The organism is Christiangramia crocea (assembly GCF_022410465.1).
Classification (GTDB): Bacteria; Bacteroidota; Bacteroidia; order Flavobacteriales; family Flavobacteriaceae; genus Christiangramia; species Christiangramia crocea.
The window spans coordinates 159,840-178,758 of the sequence record NZ_JAJSON010000025.1 but is presented as its reverse complement, the minus strand read 5'-3'; the positions used below and the strand labels follow the sequence as shown (position 1 = coordinate 178,758).

At 37.4% G+C, this 18,919-nt stretch carries 17 protein-coding genes; 8 read left to right on the top strand and 9 right to left on the bottom strand.

What is annotated here, in order from left to right; genetic code table 11:
• Positions 1-61: 61 nt before the first annotated feature.
• On the top strand, positions 62-448 hold the full coding sequence (locus tag LU635_RS12450) for an acyl-CoA thioesterase (protein ID WP_240099719.1): 387 nt from the start codon (positions 62-64) through the stop codon (positions 446-448).
• A 99-nt stretch (positions 449-547) separates the two neighbouring features.
• Complete coding sequence (locus LU635_RS12445) at positions 548-3,193, top strand: ATP-binding protein (RefSeq protein ID WP_240099717.1); 2,646 nt, start codon at positions 548-550, stop codon at positions 3,191-3,193.
• On the opposite strand, the gene LU635_RS12440 is transcribed toward LU635_RS12445, so the two are convergent.
• Positions 3,168-3,851 (bottom strand): LytR/AlgR family response regulator transcription factor, encoded by a 684-nt coding sequence (locus LU635_RS12440; protein WP_240099715.1) that lies wholly within the window; start codon positions 3,849-3,851, stop codon positions 3,168-3,170. The two genes, LU635_RS12445 and LU635_RS12440, sit on opposite strands and share 26 nt — an antisense overlap.
• A 109-nt stretch (positions 3,852-3,960) precedes the next feature.
• Between LU635_RS12440 and LU635_RS12435 the strand changes: the two genes are divergently transcribed.
• Positions 3,961-5,463: a vanadium-dependent haloperoxidase gene (locus LU635_RS12435; RefSeq protein ID WP_240099713.1), complete on the top strand. Its 1,503-nt coding sequence runs from the start codon at positions 3,961-3,963 to the stop codon at positions 5,461-5,463.
• Between the two features lie 267 nt (positions 5,464-5,730).
• Here LU635_RS12435 and LU635_RS12430 read toward each other — a convergent pair whose 3' ends face one another.
• Genes LU635_RS12430 through LU635_RS12420 form a run of 3 tightly spaced genes read right to left on the bottom strand, consistent with a single transcriptional unit; the run spans position 5,731 to position 8,421 of the window.
• Positions 5,731-6,822 (bottom strand): endonuclease/exonuclease/phosphatase family protein, encoded by a 1,092-nt coding sequence (locus LU635_RS12430; RefSeq protein ID WP_240099711.1) that lies wholly within the window; start codon positions 6,820-6,822, stop codon positions 5,731-5,733.
• 12 nt (positions 6,823-6,834) lie between these two features.
• Positions 6,835-8,133: a mechanosensitive ion channel family protein gene (locus tag LU635_RS12425; RefSeq protein WP_240099709.1), complete on the bottom strand. Its 1,299-nt coding sequence runs from the start codon at positions 8,131-8,133 to the stop codon at positions 6,835-6,837.
• A gap of 3 nt (positions 8,134-8,136) precedes the next feature.
• The gene (locus LU635_RS12420) at positions 8,137-8,421 is read right to left on the bottom strand and encodes a DUF3817 domain-containing protein (protein WP_240099707.1); all 285 of its coding nucleotides are present in this window, start codon (positions 8,419-8,421) and stop codon (positions 8,137-8,139) included.
• 142 nt (positions 8,422-8,563) lie between these two features.
• On the opposite strand from LU635_RS12420, the gene galE reads away from it, so the two are divergent.
• Complete coding sequence (gene galE / locus LU635_RS12415) at positions 8,564-9,607, top strand: UDP-glucose 4-epimerase GalE (RefSeq protein WP_240099706.1); 1,044 nt, start codon at positions 8,564-8,566, stop codon at positions 9,605-9,607.
• A gap of 62 nt (positions 9,608-9,669) precedes the next feature.
• Here galE and LU635_RS12410 read toward each other — a convergent pair whose 3' ends face one another.
• The 4 genes from LU635_RS12410 to LU635_RS12395 all read right to left on the bottom strand — a co-directional run bounded on the left by LU635_RS12410 (position 9,670) and on the right by LU635_RS12395 (position 11,799).
• A complete protein-coding gene (locus LU635_RS12410; protein WP_131395330.1) occupies positions 9,670-9,828 on the bottom strand; it encodes a YqaE/Pmp3 family membrane protein in 159 nt (52 codons plus the stop codon).
• A 20-nt stretch (positions 9,829-9,848) separates the two neighbouring features.
• Positions 9,849-10,625, bottom strand: coding sequence for a DUF1206 domain-containing protein (locus LU635_RS12405; RefSeq protein WP_240099704.1), 777 nt, complete (start codon positions 10,623-10,625; stop codon positions 9,849-9,851).
• A 100-nt stretch (positions 10,626-10,725) separates the two neighbouring features.
• A complete protein-coding gene (locus LU635_RS12400; protein WP_240099702.1) occupies positions 10,726-11,343 on the bottom strand; it encodes a YqaA family protein in 618 nt (205 codons plus the stop codon).
• Positions 11,344-11,418: 75 nt separating this feature from the next.
• Positions 11,419-11,799 carry a hypothetical protein gene (locus LU635_RS12395; RefSeq protein WP_240099700.1) on the bottom strand — a complete coding sequence of 127 codons (381 nt, stop codon included), beginning with the start codon at positions 11,797-11,799 and terminating at the stop codon, positions 11,419-11,421.
• Between the two features lie 217 nt (positions 11,800-12,016).
• Here LU635_RS12395 and LU635_RS12390 point away from each other — a divergent pair, with 217 nt between their 5' ends.
• The gene (locus tag LU635_RS12390) at positions 12,017-12,727 is read left to right on the top strand and encodes an SDR family oxidoreductase (RefSeq protein WP_240099698.1); all 711 of its coding nucleotides are present in this window, start codon (positions 12,017-12,019) and stop codon (positions 12,725-12,727) included.
• Positions 12,728-12,835: 108 nt separating this feature from the next.
• Here LU635_RS12390 and LU635_RS12385 read toward each other — a convergent pair whose 3' ends face one another.
• Entirely contained in the window at positions 12,836-13,831 is a 996-nt protein-coding gene (locus LU635_RS12385; protein ID WP_240099696.1) for an NADP-dependent oxidoreductase, read from the bottom strand.
• Between the two features lie 146 nt (positions 13,832-13,977).
• Here LU635_RS12385 and LU635_RS12380 point away from each other — a divergent pair, with 146 nt between their 5' ends.
• The 3 genes from LU635_RS12380 to LU635_RS12370 are packed head-to-tail and all read left to right on the top strand — an operon-like array spanning position 13,978 to position 18,614.
• A complete protein-coding gene (locus tag LU635_RS12380) occupies positions 13,978-16,224 on the top strand; it encodes an FUSC family protein (protein ID WP_240099694.1) in 2,247 nt (748 codons plus the stop codon).
• Positions 16,221-16,733, top strand: coding sequence for a DUF6155 family protein (locus tag LU635_RS12375; protein ID WP_240099692.1), 513 nt, complete (start codon positions 16,221-16,223; stop codon positions 16,731-16,733). Before LU635_RS12380 ends, LU635_RS12375 begins: the two co-directional genes overlap by 4 nt.
• A 9-nt stretch (positions 16,734-16,742) precedes the next feature.
• Complete coding sequence (locus LU635_RS12370; RefSeq protein ID WP_240099691.1) at positions 16,743-18,614, top strand: T9SS type B sorting domain-containing protein; 1,872 nt, start codon at positions 16,743-16,745, stop codon at positions 18,612-18,614.
• Positions 18,615-18,919: the final 305 nt, after the last annotated feature.

Sequence of the window (18,919 nt, the reverse complement as noted above, 5' to 3'; positions counted from 1 at the left end):
GATAAATCTATGATAAGCCCTTTAATTCCTCAGTTTTTCTCTTTAATTTTAAAAATAAAAAATGAGATTTCACACCAGAAAATGGATAAAACCTGAAGACCTTAACCCGAATGGAACCTTGTTTGGAGGCCGGCTTCTTGAATGGATAGATGAAGAATGTGCTTTATATAGTATTGTTCAGCTGGAGAATCCCAAGACAGTCACAAAATATATGAGTGAGATTGATTTCAAAAGTTCAGCTCATCAGGGCGACATCGTGGAAATTGGAATTGAAGTGGTTAAGTTTGGTACTGCTTCTCTCACATTGAAATGTGAGGTGAGAAATAAAATGACAAGAGAAAGTATAATAACTATAGAAAGGATCGTTATGGTGGCTCTGGATGAAAATGGAAAACCCAGGCCCCATGGGAAAAAAAAGGTTGAATTCGTGAAGGACAGATTGAAATAAATTTTTCACCTTTACTGGTGATCTGGTCTTCTTCCCTTTGCTTTGCTTCCAGATTCTTTATAATTCTTAAATTGGCGGAATATACCATATAAGCCAAAGTTGAAATTTAGACACTCCATAATAACCCGTTTCGCTTTATTCTTTACGGCTCTTATCATTTTCTCCATTCTGCTTTCCGGTTACATTGTCTTTAATAAGGCTTCGGGCGTAATTGTAGATTATTCCAGGGATAGGATAAGGCATGCTTCTGAAATGGCAGAACAATCCTTTTATTCTTTACTGGGTGAAGTTTCTAATGACATTGCAGTAATTGCTAACAGTCCTACTTTGAAGGAATTCGTAGAAGATCCCTCTGACGATTCCCGGGTTGCAGTTAATGAATTGTTCTATATTACTCTTCAGAATAAACCTTCGTATTTCCAGATAAGATGGATAGGGGTAGAAGAAAATGGTAAGGAAATTGTCCGATACGAAAGGAAGGAGAATGGCATATATAAATCTGACAGCCTTCAGGAAAAAGGAGACAGGGAATATTTTCAAAAAACCCTGGAATTAGGCCCCGGTGAATATTATTTCTCTCAAATTAATCTTAATGAAGAATATGGGGTTATAAGTGAGCCATTCACTCCTACATTAAGGGCTGCAAGTCCCATTTTTAATAATGAGGAACAAATCCTGGGAGTCCTGGTGATAAATGTGGAGATGAGTAAGCTATATGAGGATTTCGAACAAATTTCCGGTAATAATTCAGAATTCTACCTTATTGATGCCAATGGAGAATACTTATATTCTCCCGATAAAACAGTACAATTCGCAAGTCAAAAAGGGAATATTGCTAATTTCTTTTCAGATATTGACATGAAAGATCAAGAGATTTATACTCATGATCAACAATTTGAATCCTTTCATAAAAATGATAAAACCTTCCTCTCGTTCATAAAGGAACTTGAATATTTTAACGGCAGTAGAAAAATATACCTTGTTTCTGCCATAGAACAGGAGGCACTAATGAAAAGTGCACTCATGGTGAGATCTTACAGCTTGCGCACCCTGTTTGTAGTATGTCTTTTTTCTCTTATTATTTCGCTCATATTCACCAGTTTTTTTTCCAGAAAAATCCAGCAGATCACAAGCGCTATTAGCAATTATGACAAAGGTATTGATACAGATATCGTACTGCCTTTGAACAGGAAGGATGAAATTGGCGTTCTGGCCAGCGCTTTTACCAAAATGAAAAAGAGGATAGATAAGAATGTGAAGGAGCTTAATCTTTCACTTAAAAAGGAGAAACAGGCGAAAGAACAGAGAGATGAGTTTCTGCAAAATATGAGTCATGAAATGAGAACTCCGCTCAACACTATTCTGGGCCTTACTCAGATCCTTTATAAACAAAAACCTTCCCAATCACAGCTCCCTATTATAAAAGCCCTTGAAAAGAGTGCTAATAACCTTGCGGGGCTGGTATATGACGTTCTTGATCACCAGAAGCTTGTGGAAGGAAGACTTCAAATTGCATATCAGCCCGTTGATATCTCAAAATTACTTCATGATATTTATTCTAACTATCAGTTCGAGGCAGCTAAAAAAGGTTTGAAGTTTAATTTGAATATAAGTGAAGAATTAAAGAATGTACGCTTTAATACAGATCCTTTACGGTTGTCCCAGATTGTGACTAACCTGGTAGTGAATTCAATCAAGTATACCAGAAAAGGCGGGATAAGCCTGTATGCAGAAAAAATTGAAAAAGAAGAAAAAATTTATCTTCAGATTAGAATCAAAGATACAGGCGTTGGTATAGAAGAGGAAAATATTCATAGAATTAACGATAGGTTTTTTAGGGAAAATGAAGATTTCTCTTTTAGAAATGAGGGGTATGGACTCGGACTTTCAATTGTTAGACAACTTACCGGACTTTTTGGAGGCGAGATAAAGGCAAAATCTGAGAAAGGTGTTGGATCTGAGTTTTTCCTCAAAATTCCGATTGAAGCCAGCCCTGACCATCATGTGCTTAAGGAAGAGAGCGAAGACGATCAAATAATCCCGAATTTGAATAAATCTTATAACATTCTTTATATAGAAGATGATCTGCCAACCATTGAAATGGTAAAACATTTATTAGATAATGAGGACATCAATTTAATTCAGTTAGCTTCGAAAAAGGAAGTCCTGAGGTTTTTAGATAATGAATCACCAGATCTTTTGATTAGTGATTTAATGCTAAAAGAAGAAAACCTGAAAACTCAAATAGTGCAGTGGTATGATTCAGGGAAATTGAAATGTCCGATAATTATTACCTCTGCTCTTGAACCTGGAGAATTTTATTTTGACCAGTTAGTTTATTTTCAGAAGCCATATGATATAGATTTTTTTAAAGATTATGTTTATCAGGTATTGGCAGAGAATGAATATAAAAAACCGGATTTCGCCAACCTTTATTCAAATTATGACAATGACCGTGAAAAAGTAAATAAAGTGCTGAATCTTCTTCATGATGAATTTATAACCTACCTGGATAGAATTTTTAATGCGCATGAAAAACAGGATCAGAAAGAGTGGAAGGCAATAAATCACAAGTTAATTACCCATGTAAACAACTTGAAATTAATGGAGCTTGAGAAGTTGTTGCCAGTGAATATTTCAAATTTGAATCAGAAAAAGCTCAAAGGTATCCGTTCACTTTTTGCTTTTTATATGTGTTGCTTTAGAAATGAAAGGAATTTTAATTTAAAAGTTCTATCTTCTTAAGAAGTTCTTTTTCATAGCTCTTACTTACCGGAATATGTTTTTTCTCGATTTCCAGTCCGTCATTATCTATAAAATCAATTTTGTTCAAATTAACCATATAGGAACGATGCACTTTCTGAAAATAATTGGGCAGTTTTGGCTCCAGTTCCTTTAAAGTCATAAGAGTTAATATCTTTTTATCCTTAAGAACTAAGGAGATATAATTCCCTTCAGATTTTAAATATCGCACTTCCTCAAGATTTATTTTTACCAGTTTACTGCCGTCTTTTACAAAAATCCGGCTTTTTTGAATAGTATTTTCTTTTTCTCTGAGGACAAGTGCTTTCTGGAAACCTTTATAGAAACGAGCAAAATCAACTGGTTTAACCAAAAAATCAATAACCTGTTCATAGTTATACGAATCAGAACCAAAATCTTTATTGGATGTCACCATGATTACCGAGGTATCAGGATTAAGAACATTCAGAATATCCTTCCCGTTTATATCGGGTAAATCGTAGTCCAGGAAAATAAGATCAAAATGAGTACTATTTAATAGATTGATGGTCTCAAAACCACTACTGGCGGTAGTTACACTTTCTATCTGCTCTACTTTATTGCAAAAATGTTCGAGCAAATCGCATATTAAGGGATCATCATCTACAATGAGGCACTTCATAACTTATCAAATAGGACTATGTTTTCGTCAACCAATATACTCAATTCGTAAAATTAATAGTTTTTTAACTTTTTAAATCGATAGTATTGAATAAACAAAATCAAACCATATGAAATTTAAATTATTTTGCTTATCCATTTTCTTTTTAATGCTGGCTAACGTCAAAAGTAATGCACAAGAATCTGCTATAAAGGAATTTGACGATAAAAATTTAACGGAGCCGATGGGCAGCGATAATATTGCCTATCAATGGGCCTATCTTGCATTGGAAGGAACTGCTTACGACACCGATAGATATAATCCAAGACCAACTATTACCTCGAGATTTCTGGGTTTGATTTTCACTTCTATGTACGACGCATGGACCCGCTACGATGATAAAGCAAGTCCGGTTTATTTAAATGATGTTGAACGTCGGCCTGCTAGTGAAAGAACTCTCACCAATAAGGAGATAGCCGTTAGTTATGCGGCTTACAGAGCTTTAAATGAATATTATTATTCAGACAGTACCATGTTCAGAAAAAAAATGATAGATCTTGGTTTGGATCCGGATGATCATTCTTTAGATAAAAATACTCCTGCAGGAATTGGCAATTTAGCCGCAAAGATGGTTATAAATCAGCGTAGGAATGATGGTTCCAATCAGTATGGAGAAGTAGAAGGATCTAATGGTGTCCCATATTACGATTATACTCACTATCAACCTGTAAATGATATTGATGAAAATGTGGATATTAATCGCTGGCAGCCTAAATATTTCATTAATCAGGAAGGAGAAAAATTTGATCCCGGCTGTTTAACTCCATACTGGCAAAATGTAGAGCCTTTACTTCTGAAAAAGGCTGATCAATTTCGCCCAGGTCCTCCACCTAAGATGGGATCTGATCAACTCGCTGAAGAAGTTAAACAAGTTGTTGATTTACAGGCTAATTTAACTCCCGAGAATAAAGCTTTAGTTGAATTTATGAGGGATGGTCCAAAATCTGTTCAGCAGGCAGGCCACTGGCTTAAATTTTCACAGGATGTATCAAGAAGAGATAATCATACCCTTGATGAAGACGTGAAAATGTATTTTTATGTTCAATCTGTGGCTATGGACGGTTTTATTGCATGCTGGGACTCTAAAATGTTCTATGATTTTGCAAGACCATTTGCATTAGTTCACGAATATTATGGAGATAAAATGATAAAAGGCTGGGGTGGCCCGGGAGTTGGTATGACTGAAATGAAAGGAAGTGAATGGCGACCTTACTCCCCCGATAATTTTCTTTGTCCTCCATTTCCAAGTTACGTTTCAGGACATAGTACGATAAGCGGAGGATGTGCAGAAGCCTTGAGGTTATTTACCGGAGATGATGAATTTGGTGAGGAAGTAAAAAGAATTCCAGGAGCTCTTACTGAACCTGATAATGTAGATGAAGAAGTAGTATTGAAATTTCCGACCTTTACCAAGACGGGAGAAATGGCCGGAATTTCAAGAGTTATGGGAGGCTATCATATCCAGGCTGATAATATTGAAGGTTTAAAACTGGGACGTAGAATTGCACAGTATAATTATAAAAGATACCTCGAATTGATTGGCGAAACATCAGGAAATTCGACAAGTAAATAGAAGTACTATTTGTTAATGGATAATAATCCCTGAGATTGAAAATTTCTTTCTCAGGGATTTTTTTTTTGACATCGTTAAAATTAAATCGGAAATTTAGGATTATCTGGTTAAGCTGATATTGCTTCTCAACTTGAAATGTGAGTCAGGATTAAAAGACAGGAGATAATATAGGTTCGTAAGGGTAATATGTACTTGAAACCTGAAAACTAACGTGAACCAGTCTTGAATTCATAAAAGACCAACAAGTAGACCGGTACTTGAGAAATTTTAATGATTCTGACCTTTCTCAGCGTCTTCTTCCTGTTCCTTGTCTATTTGCTTCCTTGCTTTTTTTAACTGCTCTTCGGTAGCAGGATCAGGTTTTTGTTCTCCGGCTAATTCTGGTTGAAGAAAAAGTTCAGCATAAAAATGAAAATGATCAGATTCGATATTAGGCCCTGCAGCAATCTTTTTCACGCGAAATTCCTCACTAACAAAAATATGGTCAAGTGGCCATCTCATAATGGAGCTTCCTGCATCAAAAGTGTTATAAAAACTTCGGCCTGTTCTCACATCCAGGAGTTCTCCAACATTCTTGAATAAGCTTACGGTCTGTGACCATGGTACATCATTAAAGTCACCAATTACAAGTACAGGGAGTTTTGAATCCCTCGCTTCAAGGGCAACTTTCATCATCTCAGCATCCCTGTCTGAAGAAGAAGGATTATGCTGAGGCATGGGTGGAGTAGGATGGATCGCATGTAGTTGTATCTTATCTCCGGAACTTAATTGAATTTCAGAATGTATTGAGGGAATACTATCATCTACAAGGAATTTCACCTCAGGATTTATAAGTTCAAATTTTGAGTATAATAACATTCCATAAGTATTTGGCAGAGGTACTTCCACCTTATAAGGGTACTCATTCCCAATCCCTTTACTAATAGTATTTTTCCAGCGTGAATTGGTTTCAGTAAAAACGGCAATATCAGGCTGAACTCTTTTCATTTCCGCTATAAGAGAATCGCTTATTTCATTTTTCTGAAGCACGTTTAAAGTAACTACCTTAAAAGCAGTTGAGGTATCTACCTCGGCTGTGGGTTCATTTACCTCCAGAGGCGAGAAAGGAGTGTAAGGGAATAATTTTGCAAACTGATAGACAAAACAAGCCAGCAATACCGTCATAAAAGCATAGTCCCGCCAGTTCTTTATCTCGAACCTGATGAAATAAGCGGCAATAGCGGTAAGGGTAAGTAAAGTGAGTTCTATATGCGGATAGTCAAAGATCCTGATCCACCAAAAGTCTGCAGCGATGAGTGGCACTAAAGTGATTACCACAGCAAGAATACCGAAGCCCTGAAGAAATGCTTTTAAGCTCATAGTTTGATTGAATTAGGTGTTTTTAGAGTCTTCCTCTATATTCTCAAGAAAACTACGAACATCATCTCCTGAAGGAGATTCAAATAGTTTAAGATCAAAATAAGGTACAGCTGCTATAACATGGTCAAAAATATCAGCTGAAATGTATTCAAAATTTTCCCAGCGCTTATCCCGGCTGAAGCAGAGTATCTCTAATGGGATCCCGTTTACAGTAGGGGCCAGATGCCTTACGATAAGATACATTTCTTTGTGTATAGCGGAATGCTCCTGCAAATAGGAATCAATATATTTTCTAAAGACTCCTAGATTTGTTTGATTACGGCCATTGATCAAGAGCGTCTTATCTACATTGTTACTTTCATTGAATTTTTCAATTTCTGTCTGGCGATTTTCCAGGTAGGAGTCAATAAGTCGTATTCTTTTGAACCTTTCAATATCCTCATTGTTCAGGAACCTTACGGAGTTCTGTTTAATAAAGATTGAACGTTTGATACGCCTTCCTGGAGACTCCTGCATTCCCCGCCAGTTCTGAAAAGAATCTGAAATTAAACTATAAGTAGGGATGGTGGTATAAGTGTTATCCCAATTCTGAACTTTTACGGTGGCAAGGTTGATCTCGGTCACCGTACCATCTGCCCCGTATTTTTCAAAGGTTATCCAGTCTCCAATGCGTACGATGTCGTTCACTGAAACCTGGATAGAAGCCACTAAACCAAGGATGGTGTCTTTAAAAATCAATAAGATCACTGCGGAAGCAGCACCCAGGGAAATTGCAAAACCCAGTACAGATCTATCAAAGAGCCGGGAAAATATGAACATGAAGCCAATGAGCCAGATAAAGATCATGATGATCTGACTGAAACTTTCCAAGGGTTTATCATTAAACTCTTCTCTGGTCTTAAGGTAATTCCTGGTAGAACGTAATACACTTCTGCAAATCCAGACAATTAGGATAATTACATAGATATCAACGAGTTTATAAAAAATAGTCAGTACTTCCGGAAAATCGGTGAAAATTAAGGGGAAGGTTTTATAGACTACGAACAAGGGTAAAAACCGCCCGACATATCGCGGAAAATTACTCTTTATCAGAAAATCATCCAGGGTAGTTTTAGTCTTATTGGTGAAGGCCTTAAAAGCCTCTATAATGAAGTTCTTAATTAGGTAATTAAGACCAATAACGATAAGGGTAAGTGCCACCAGATTTATAAGGAGATTCAGGTACACCGCCAGCTCCTCGTTCATTCCGTGGGCTATAAAGAATTCTTCAAAAAAACAGATAAGGTCTGTTAATCCTTCTTCAATATTCATGTATTAAAGATATTTCTTTTCAACATAAAAGGGGCCAAAAGGAATCAGCGAGCAGCCCATTATTATGGCTGTCTGTTTTAAATTCCATTCCATTGGCCTTATCAATATAGCAGCCATTCCAATATACGCAATGAAAAGTACGCCATGAGCCATTCCCACATGGGAAACCATTTCGGGCATTTCAAAGAGATACTTCAACGGCATTGCGATGAATAATAATAGTAGAAAGGATAAGCCTTCCAAAAGGCTGATCCACTTAAAGAAACGTTTGCTTTTTGTTATTCGCATGATATAAAAAAATCTGCTTCAAAGATAATGATTAAACCGACTTGACATACAGTAGTTAGGATTTGAATAAACGTAAAAAATACGTTAATAAAAATTTCCGGATCGGTCCTTTTTCATTAATTTGCGATTGAAAAATTAAATCATGAGCAAGAAAAAAGTATTGGTAACAGGTGGGCTTGGCTTCATAGGTTCACACACTGTCGTGGCACTTCAGGAAGATGGATATGAAGTTGTTATTATAGATAATCTGTCAAATTCTTCCTTAGATGTTCTGGGAGGAATTACTCAGATTACAGGGATAACCCCGCAATTTGATAATATTGATTTACGTGATAAATCTTTAGTAAAGAATTTCTTTGAAAAATATACTGATATAGATGGGATTATTCATTTTGCTGCATCTAAAGCCGTGGGGGAGAGTGTGAATAAACCTTTGCTTTATTATGAAAACAATATTTCCAGTTTGGTATACCTTCTTCAGGAATTATACAAAAAAGATTATGCCAGCTTTATTTTCAGTTCATCCTGTACGGTATATGGTCAGGCGGATGAATTACCTATAACCGAGGATGCGCCTGTAAAAAAAGCAGAATCACCTTATGGAAACACTAAACAGATAGGAGAGGAGATTATTTTAGATACCTGCAAGACAAAACCTGACTTTAAGGCTATTTCACTGCGTTATTTTAATCCTATTGGAGCTCATCCTTCGGCTGAAATTGGTGAATTGCCAATCGGAGTCCCGCAAAACCTGGTACCCTTCATTACGCAAACGGCAATAGGCAAGCGTAAAGAATTATCTGTTTTTGGAGATGATTACCCCACTCCGGATGGCACTGCCATAAGGGATTATATTCATGTAATGGATCTTGCAGAAGCTCATGTTCATGCTTTGAAAAGGCTTCTGGAAGGAAAGGAAAAAGAGAATTATGAGGTTTTCAATTTAGGGACCGGTAAAGGAAATTCGGTTCTTGAGGTTATAAAATCTTTTGAAAAGGTTGCTGGAGAAAAATTAGCGTATAAGATCGTAGGAAGAAGGGAAGGGGATATCACTGCGGCTTACGCCGATACTACTAAAGCCAATGAGGAACTTAACTGGAAAGCCAGCAGGTCTCTTGATGAAGCCCTTGAAAGTGCCTGGAAATGGCAAAAGGTGGTTCAAAAGAAGGAGAAAGAAGATAATTAATAGTCCTGAATAGTAAAGGAAGAAGAAAAAGACCGGAAAATATCCGGTCTTTTTTATTATGTTTATCTGGTTCCATTTACAAGGAAAGCATGGATAACTCCCGGTATCCAGCCCAATGCAGTTAATAGTAGGCTTATTAAAAAAGTGACTCCAAGGCCATGTTTAAGAAATACGGCCAGTGGTGGTAAAAGGATATTTAAAATAATGGTTAATAAAGACATAATATATTGGTTTTAATTAGTTAAACGTTAAAAATTCTGTATTTGGCCGTTGCAAACATAAAGATGCCATAACAGATAAATCCGGCAGATACTATACCCAATAACCACGCGCCATAAGAGTGGTTTAAAAAAGAAAAGGCATCATTAGTATCTTTAATTTCAGTAGTATTAGAGTAATATGCCGCTTTAAGAAAGATAAAACCCAGTACACCAAAAACAATCCCTCGGGAAACAACGCCAAGGTATGCCGTGTTTTTAATGATGATTCTTCTCGTATGGTCTTTTACCGATTTATAGTTAAATTTTTTCAGAAAGTTTCCTAAAAATGCTTTTCTGAACTGGTAGATGCTTTTTCCTGCGAAGGAAAGTCCTGCAACAACAAAGACGAACACTCCGAATTTGCCGGATAGAATTGCAAATGTCATTTCACCACCATCCGATGATCCGGCATCGATTAGCTTTTTAATAGTAAAACCGGCAAGGGAAAGATAGAGAAGCCCACTAATAAAAAAGCCTATTCGGTTCAGTATTCCCTTATCATCACTACCAATATTTTCAGGATCCATAAACGTTTGAACAAATCTCCAACCTACATAACATAGAAAACCAACGGCTAACAGTACCAATAACACATTTCCAAAGGCCTGTTTCTGTAAAAATTCTATTACCTCGGTTTTTCCTGACTGCTTACCACCCATATTAAGGGTAGCCAATAATGAAAGGATACCGGTAATAGCATATACAATTCCCTTCGCGATATAACCGGTACGGGCCATTTTCTGGATTTTGGAATCCATACAAGGAATTTTGATTGGTCAATACTCAATCCAAGATAGAATATAAACGGCTCTAAACCTTGAGCCTTATGAAAAGTTTAAAAAAATCAGAAAGAAACAGTTAAACCATTTCAAAAATTACAAGAGAATACAGATAGAAACGGGCATATCTAAGCATTCCGAAGATAAGATAGCTGGAAAAAGGAAATCTGATAATGCCTGCTGCAATACTAGTCATTGCAAATGGAATGGGTAATAAGGCACCCACTACAATAAGGAAACCGCCCCATTTCCTGGTATTCTTAATATGTTTGGCCATTTTTAATTCCATGGCCTGGTGAACCGCGGGAATTTTAGTGATACCAACTCCCATAAAATAAGAAACTATACCACCCAGATAAGAAGCGGTAGCTAAAAGAGTTAAATATATAAAAGGACTTGCCGACTTTCCTGCCCATGCTATGAACAATTCGGGAGGCACTAGCCCAAGAAGGGATTCAGATAAAAAGAAAATCCCCAGAACTTCAAACGGAGCATAGGTCTCTGTTATGGTTACGAGCATTTCTTCAATATCAAGAAGATAATGATCTATGGCCCATAATGCTCCAACAAAGATTACAATTGGTAATACAGCCTTTTTTAAACTTTTCCATACAAAGGAATAGAAGCCTGTATAATGGTAATATTGATGCAACAAGCGGATTCGCGACTTCTTTTTAGATTTCGCTTTCTCTTTCATTAATTTAAAGTTCTTTTTATGGCAATTTTAGAAGTCCTTCGGCTGCAGTAGGGTAGAAAATCAAAGGTGACTTAATTAATAGTCTTCTCCGGCATGCTCTTTTAATGACTTTACGTACTCCCGAAGCTCCATTTCATTCAGTTTATTCGAATGGTCGGCCATCAGGGAAAACATATATTCCAGGCTCTCCTGTCCTGTAACTTCCTCAGCAACCTCACTTTCTTCTTCTCCTTCTTCTAATGGTTCATCCTCAGGGATGGCAATTAAAAAGTCTTCATTTTCCGCAATATGTTCATAGGTTAACCTGATCACTTTGGCGAGAAGAGGGATATTTTCTTCAACAACAAGTTTCCTTAGATCCTTAAGATCTTCAACAAGAGTATTGATGATTATACCATTGCGCATCAGGTCACGCTGTATCTTATTTAATAACTTCTGTGTTTTTATATTTTCCAAGATATCTCTGTTAGATTAGGTAAGCATTGATGTTCACAGTCAATTACGAACAGCTTAATTTTTCACGATGACAAAGTTAGTTTTTTTAGGATTCTATAAAAGATTTTTGACTGGTTTTATAAAGTATTTAACCTTTAAAATTAACACAATCTTAGACCTTTTAATTTCAGGACTATAAGTGGCTTTAGTAGCTTTAGGAATCAAAATAAATAATTTTATGAGTAAAGAAGATAAGACGGCTCTCGTAACCGGAGGAAGTAAAGGTATAGGTTACGGCGTTGCAAAAACTTTATTGCAAATGGGCTATAAGGTAGCAGTGACCAGCAGATCGCTTTCTGCAGCCGAGAAAGCAGCTGATAAACTTTCCAATTATGGAGAGATCATTGGGCTTGAAGCCGATGTCAGGAATTTTGAAAGTCAGAAAAAAGCGGTGAATCAACTGCTTGATAAATGGAATAGACTTGATGTACTTATTGCAAATGCGGGAATTGGTAATTTTGGTTCTGTTGAAGATCTTACAGTAGATCAGTGGAAAGAGACCATAGACACCAATCTTACCGGTGTATTTTACAGTATAAAAGCCTGTGTTGATGCTCTAAAAGAGTCTGAAGGATATATCATCACTATTTCCAGTCTGGCAGGAACAAATTTCTTCGCTGGGGGTGCAGCTTATAATGCCAGTAAATTTGGGTTAACCGGTTTCACACAGGCAGTAATGCTTGATCTCAGGGATAAGGGAGTGAAGGTAAGTACCATTATGCCTGGTTCCGTAGCTACTTATTTTAACGATAATGAACCTTCCGAAGAAGATGCATGGAAGATTCAAATTGAAGATATCGGAGAACTTGTGGGAGATCTTCTTAAAATGAATCCACGTACATTACCAAGTAAAATTGAAGTGAGACCTTCCAGGCCACCAAAGAAGTAAATACCTTTCAAATTCTGATTATTTAACCCCTTCAGGCGGAAGATTTTTCAGAATCAGTATTATAGAATTCAATTAAGAGGTCCGGCAAATATCCGGACCTCTTTTTGTTTAAATTTTAACCAGCATCTTGCCAGTATTACGACCTTCAAAAAGTTGTATAAAGGCTTTAGGGGTATTCTCGAAACCTTCAATAATGGTTTCATCATAAGTTATTTTACCTGACTTTAACCAACCTGCCAGTCCCTCAATAGCTCTTTGAAAATCCTGAATATGGTCTCTAACCAGAAAACCCTGCATTACAGCCGATTTTTTAATTAAGATCCCTTCCGGTCTGGGGCCGGTAGGAACTTCGGTTGAATTATAGATGGAGATAGCACCACAACAGATGATTCTTGCGGCTTTATTTATATTTTGAAGTGCTGCATTCAGGATTTCTCCACCCACATTATCGAAGTATACATCTACACCGTCAGGACAAGCATTCTCTATAGCTTTGGTAATATTGGCTGTGGTTTTATAATTGATACCTGCATCGAAACCGAACTTTTCCTTAATATGTTCTGTTTTTTCATCAGAACCTGCAATTCCTACAACCCGGCAGTTTTTTATTTTTCCGATCTGTCCGGCAATACTTCCTACTGCGCCTGCAGCTCCCGAAACCAGTAGAGTTTCCCCTGATTTTAAGTTACCTATTTTATCAAGGGCCAGAAAGGCTGTAACTCCGGTAAGGCCAAGAACTCCCAGATAGGCCGAAAGGGGAGCAAGGGATTTATCAAGTTTTCTAAGGTCTTCGCCGGTATGTATCTGTTGTTTTTTCCAGTCTAACATTCCAATAACATGCTCACCTATCGAGAAATTGGGATTTTTGGATTCTACTATTTCGGCAACAATCATAGATTCAATGGGTTTACCCAGCTTAAAAGGTTCAATATAAGACTCCTCGTCCCGCATTCTTCCTCTTAAATAGGGGTCTACAGAAATATATTTGCTTTCCAGAAGAATTTCTCCAGCTTTGATTTCTCCGGTTTCAATTTCCTGTATTTCAAAGTCATTTTCAGAAGGTTTTCCTTCCGGTCTGTTCTTGAGTACGATCTGCTGATTCATTTTTCTAAATTTTCTTTTGAAATTACTCAGGAATAGACCATTCTACAAATATCATATGCCAATTTCTCCTTAAATCCTGATATTTGAATAAATCTAAAGGCTTATTGGAGCTAATCCTTTATTTTCATGAATTAAACTGAACTGATTTGACCGGAAAACTTAGGCAATACCAGAATGATTTTAGGAAATTCCTGAGAAGCACCGACTTTTCAAAAGCCATAGTATTAACCATTGCTATCGTATTGCCTATAGCTGTCTTTTCAGTAAACGGAAAACTGGAAATAGGAATAAGTCTGGCCATGGGATGCCTTTTATCTTCTCCCAGTGATGTTTCAGGAAGTTTTAAGCATAAGGTTTTTGGTATTCTTTTCGCGGCTTTACTGGGAAGTCTTTCCTTTTTAATAGCAGGCTATACGAGTAAGACAATCTGGACGGTGATCCCTATGCTACTGGTAATGATGTTTGGAGTTTCATATTTGTCGGTTTATGGCTTCAGGGCCTCTTTGGTCACATTTGCGGGACTCTTAGCTGTAGTCTTAAGTTTTGCTAATATTTCTACCGGAATCGAAATCTGGCAAAAAGCATTGTTAATCGGGGCTGGCGGACTCTGGTATTTGTCAGTAAGTTTAATCTGGTATTTTATAAGACCACAGCGGGCTACTGAACAATTGCTCGCTGAAACTATGGAATTAACTGCTGAATATTTAAGATTAAGGTCCCGGCTACTGAACCAGGATGCGGATATAGTAAAGCTTCAGAAGGAAATACTCATTAAACAGGGAGAACTGAATGATCACCATGAGAGCCTACGCGAAATTTTGATAAGCTCACGACGGTCTTCGGGAAACTCCGGCTATATACGGCGGCGTCTTTTGATCTTTATAGATCTCGTGGATATTCTGGAACTAGCCATGGCAAACCCTATTGAATATGAAAAGATGAAGGTGGCTCTTCAGGATAACAGAGAAGAACTGGATGTTTTTATTCACTTCACTCTGAAAATGGCAGAACAGCTGGAGAATATTGCATTTGCCCTTCATAGAAACACAAGGTTGCCTGAGAACCTTATTCCTGATTATTTAAACTCAACAAAAGAAATATTTCAGGAACTGCGGGATAATGTGGATGTCCGGGAAAAAAGGGAGGCCTTGATTTTATTAAGAAATTTATTCGATTATCAGGCAAGACAGGCGCAAAAGCTAACCAATATAGATCGTATACTAAGAAATCTGGAGGAGAATAAAAAGCTGATCTATAAGACAAAAGAAGTACGCAGATTTTTAACTCATCAGGATTACAGTCTTAAGATTCTGGCTACTAATTTCAATTTCGATTCAGCTATTTTCAGGCATTCTTTAAGATTATCGATTGTTATTTTGATTGGATATCTGATTGGCTCTTATTTTTCTGTACAAAATTCCTACTGGATTCTGCTTACTATTGTAGTGATCATGAGACCTAACTATGGTCTCACAAAAGAAAGAACCAGGAAGCGTATTATTGGAACACTCATAGGAGGGGCACTGGCAATTGCGATCGTTTACATTACTCAGAATGCCTTAGTTTATAGTATTCTGGGGCTACTGTCACTTACCCTGGCGTTTTCTCTGATCCAGCGTAATTATACCACTGCGGCCATTTTCATTACCCTGAGTATCATTTTTATATATGCCTTGCTGAGACCAGATGTTCTTGACGTGATCCAATTCCGGATTCTTGACACACTTGTAGGAGCTGGTCTGGCGGCTCTGGGTAATTTTATTTTATGGCCTAAATGGGAATTGCAGAATATGAATAATGTGATCGGGGCTTCAGTGAAGGCGAACCTCGCTTACCTTTCTGAGATAGACTGGTATTACCATAAGAAGGATAAACTACCGGTCTCCTATAAACTAACCAGGAAAAAGGCATTCCTTGAAATGGGAAATTTAAGTGGTGCTTTCCAGCGGATGACGCAGGAACCAAAATCACGTCAAAAAAGTCTGGGTCTGGTCTACGAGATCGTTGAATTAAATCAGACATTCCTTTCGGCTTTGGCATCAATGGGTACTTATATCAGGACACATCCTACCACGAGTGCTTCGTCAGATTTCGAAACTTACAGTATAACGATCTCTAACAACCTAAAAAACACAATAAATATTCTGGAGGGAAGAAAGCTGATGAAGGATATGAATACCGAAATCTCTAAAGCCGGGAAGTCGCTTCGTAAGAAATTTGATAATCTGGCGAAGGAAAGGGATAAGGAGATCGAGGCCGGGAAAAAACATATAGCAAAAGAAACCAGGCAACGGCTTCAGGAAGCCCACCTTATTACCGGTCAGTTAGAATGGTTGCTGGATATTTCTGAAAAACTGCAGGAAAAAGTAGAAAAATTAAACCAATCAAAATGAGTAAACGGGCCTTTAAGAAATATGTGAAATCCTTAAAAAAGGAAGACCTGGAAGATCAGATCCTTGATTTGTATGAGCGCTTTGATGATGTTAGGGTATATTATAATTTTGTTTTCAATCCTAATGAAGAAAAGCTGGTTAAGGAAGCTAAATTCAAAATTTCTAAAGAATATTTCCCCGTGGGCAACCGGAAGCCTAAAAAGCGTAGGTCGGTAGCTCAAAAGCTTATCAAGCATTTTTTAAAGCTTGAAATGGAGCCTCATGCCCTGGCTGATGTTATGTTCTATAATATTGAAATAGCCCAGACTTTTGCCAGGGATAAAGAGAATCTCACTGAAGCATTTCAGAAGAGCATGTTCAAATCTTATGAGCAGGCCGTAAATTTTGTGACAGAAAAAGGAATCTCTTATGAATTTTTGAAGCGAATTCAAAAAATGGCGGAAGAAACAGAAGAGCAAAACTGGATTAATTCCTATAAATTCAATAGGCTAATGGATCGTTTTTTATAAAATTAAAAGATGAGATTTTTTACACTACTTTTTTGTCTTTTCGCGGTACTTCAGGTACAGGCTCAGCTTGGCTTTTGTAGCGGAAGCAAAGGCGATGCGATATTTCATGAGGATTTTGGTGAAGGAAATGGACCTGGTGAAGAACTCCCTGCGGGAGTTACCAATTATAGCTTTGTGCAAAGTGGGCCATATGATGGACAATATACTATCGCTGATTTCAGCTATGGATTAAATTCATGGCATCAAATCTCACCCAACACTGCCATATCCAATGGCAAGGCGCTAATCGTAAATGCCGATTATGCTGCGGGTAGGTTTTATAGAAAAGAGATTTCAGGATTATGTGAAAATACCACCTATGAGTTTTCGGCATTTTTGATAAATATCCACGACAGGGGTAGTGCCGTATGTATGGATGGAGGAATTCCCGTGAATGTGAGATTCGAGATATGGGATAATACCGATTCTATCCTGCTTAAATCCGGTAATACCGGAGACATTCCTTCTACAGCTTCTCCTACATGGAAACAGTATGCTCTTACCTTTCAAAGCGAACCCGGCCAGGATACGGTGATTTTAAAGATGTTTAATAATGGTGAAGGTGGCTGTGGTAACGATCTGGCTATTGATGATATTATGTTTAGATCCTGCGGTGACCTTACAGATATCTCTGCCGACAGGGGAAGTGATAGGGTCTATACAATTTGTGAAGAAAACACTCCTGCCGAAATTTCTTTAAGGGCTACACCTGATAATTCTGTATACCAACAACATTTTTTTCAGTGGCAAAATAGTTTCGATGGTGAAATCTGGCAGGACATTCAGGGGGCGAATTCTTCAGATTATATGGAGAACTCTGTTAATTCAACGACCTATTTTCGAGTGAAAGTTGCAGAAGATGCAGTGAACCTTTCTTCCAATAAGTGTAGTTCTGCATCAGAACCTTTTCTGGTTGAAGTGATAGAAACTCCGGAAGCTCCTATAAATAATGGGGATATTAGCATTTGTAGTGATGAGGAGATCCCTGCTTTAAGTGTTATGGCAGGTCAGGATGAAAGTGTTTACTGGTATGATGCGCCTACAGGAGGTAACTTACTTGCAGAAGTATCCCCAAGTTTTTTGGCAGAAACAAGTGGAACTTATTATGCCGAGGCCAGAAAATTAAATGCTGATTGTGCGGGGAGTAACAGGACAGCTGTCCGGCTTACAATAAACGCAGTGCCAGAGGTAATTGATGAAATTATGCAGATATGCCCTGATTCAAACCTTACTTTGGATGCGGGTATGGCCGGAAATGATTATTTATGGAATTCAGGAGAGACTTCACAAAGTATTACTGTAAGTTCTCCCGGAACTTTTACAGTTGAAATTACAAACCCTAGTGGTTGTTCTTCTGTAAAAACCTATGAGGTAGAAGATGTTCCAAACGTAGAGATTGCCGAGATCATTTCTGAGGAAGGATCGGTTACCATAGTTCCAGAATTTTCGGGAGACTTTTTATTTTCGGTTGATGGGATTAATTACCAGTCCTCTAATTTTTTTGAATATTTGCCGGGCGGGATTTACAAAGCTTATATGAAAGATCTGGCAAACTGTAAAACAGTCGTAAAAGAATTCCCGCATATAGTGGTTCCTAAATTTATAACTCCGAATAATGATGGTTATAACGACAGTTTTCGGTTAAAAGGTTTAGAATATTTTGAAAATTCTTCAATTGAGATATTCGATCGTTATGGAAGACTGCTTAAAATGGGAAAGGGAGAAGATTTTATCTGGCAGGGTCAGTTTGGGGGTAAAGACTTACCGGCAGCCGATTACTGGTACAGGATAAGCATCTTGGGGTTTCCTGACAGAAAAGGTTCATTTTCTCTAATTCGCTGATTTATTTTCAGGATTTTTTGCCACAGTTCTTCAAAATTAAAGCCACCCTTTAGAGGTGGCCTGAAAAAAACTAAGCCTCTACACTAAAAATTACTTTTTAGGTTTACTTGGTTTTGCCTTGGGAGCCTGCTTTTGCGGGCTCTTTGAAGCTTTTTGAGTTTTTCTTTCCTGTGCCATGATATGGTCTTTTATTTTCAATCTAATTTACTTCATGAAACGTCAGGTTGTTTTTTCCTTAGTAAAAATTTAACTAGAGTTACTGATAAATAATTAATTACATGTCTATTTCAATACCTTTCTGAGTT

Excerpts from the sequence above, each read along its gene's own strand:
- LU635_RS12450 (WP_240099719.1), top strand. The coding sequence starts at position 62 with ATGAGATTTCACACCAGAAAATGGATAAAACCTGAAGACCTTAACCCG.
- LU635_RS12410 (WP_131395330.1), bottom strand. The coding sequence starts at position 9,828 with ATGTCTTTATTAACCATTATTTTAAATATCCTTTTACCACCACTGGCC.
- LU635_RS12375 (WP_240099692.1), top strand. The coding sequence starts at position 16,221 with ATGAGTAAACGGGCCTTTAAGAAATATGTGAAATCCTTAAAAAAGGAA.
- galE (WP_240099706.1), top strand. The coding sequence starts at position 8,564 with ATGAGCAAGAAAAAAGTATTGGTAACAGGTGGGCTTGGCTTCATAGGT.
- LU635_RS12385 (WP_240099696.1), bottom strand. The coding sequence starts at position 13,831 with ATGAATCAGCAGATCGTACTCAAGAACAGACCGGAAGGAAAACCTTCT.
- LU635_RS12400 (WP_240099702.1), bottom strand. The coding sequence starts at position 11,343 with ATGAAAGAGAAAGCGAAATCTAAAAAGAAGTCGCGAATCCGCTTGTTG.
- LU635_RS12435 (WP_240099713.1), top strand. The coding sequence starts at position 3,961 with ATGAAATTTAAATTATTTTGCTTATCCATTTTCTTTTTAATGCTGGCT.
- LU635_RS12370 (WP_240099691.1), top strand. The coding sequence starts at position 16,743 with ATGAGATTTTTTACACTACTTTTTTGTCTTTTCGCGGTACTTCAGGTA.
- LU635_RS12420 (WP_240099707.1), bottom strand. The coding sequence starts at position 8,421 with ATGCGAATAACAAAAAGCAAACGTTTCTTTAAGTGGATCAGCCTTTTG.
- LU635_RS12425 (WP_240099709.1), bottom strand. The coding sequence starts at position 8,133 with ATGAATATTGAAGAAGGATTAACAGACCTTATCTGTTTTTTTGAAGAA.
- LU635_RS12390 (WP_240099698.1), top strand. The coding sequence starts at position 12,017 with ATGAGTAAAGAAGATAAGACGGCTCTCGTAACCGGAGGAAGTAAAGGT.
- LU635_RS12430 (WP_240099711.1), bottom strand. The coding sequence starts at position 6,822 with ATGAGCTTAAAAGCATTTCTTCAGGGCTTCGGTATTCTTGCTGTGGTA.
- LU635_RS12440 (WP_240099715.1), bottom strand. The coding sequence starts at position 3,851 with ATGAAGTGCCTCATTGTAGATGATGATCCCTTAATATGCGATTTGCTC.
- LU635_RS12405 (WP_240099704.1), bottom strand. The coding sequence starts at position 10,625 with ATGGATTCCAAAATCCAGAAAATGGCCCGTACCGGTTATATCGCGAAG.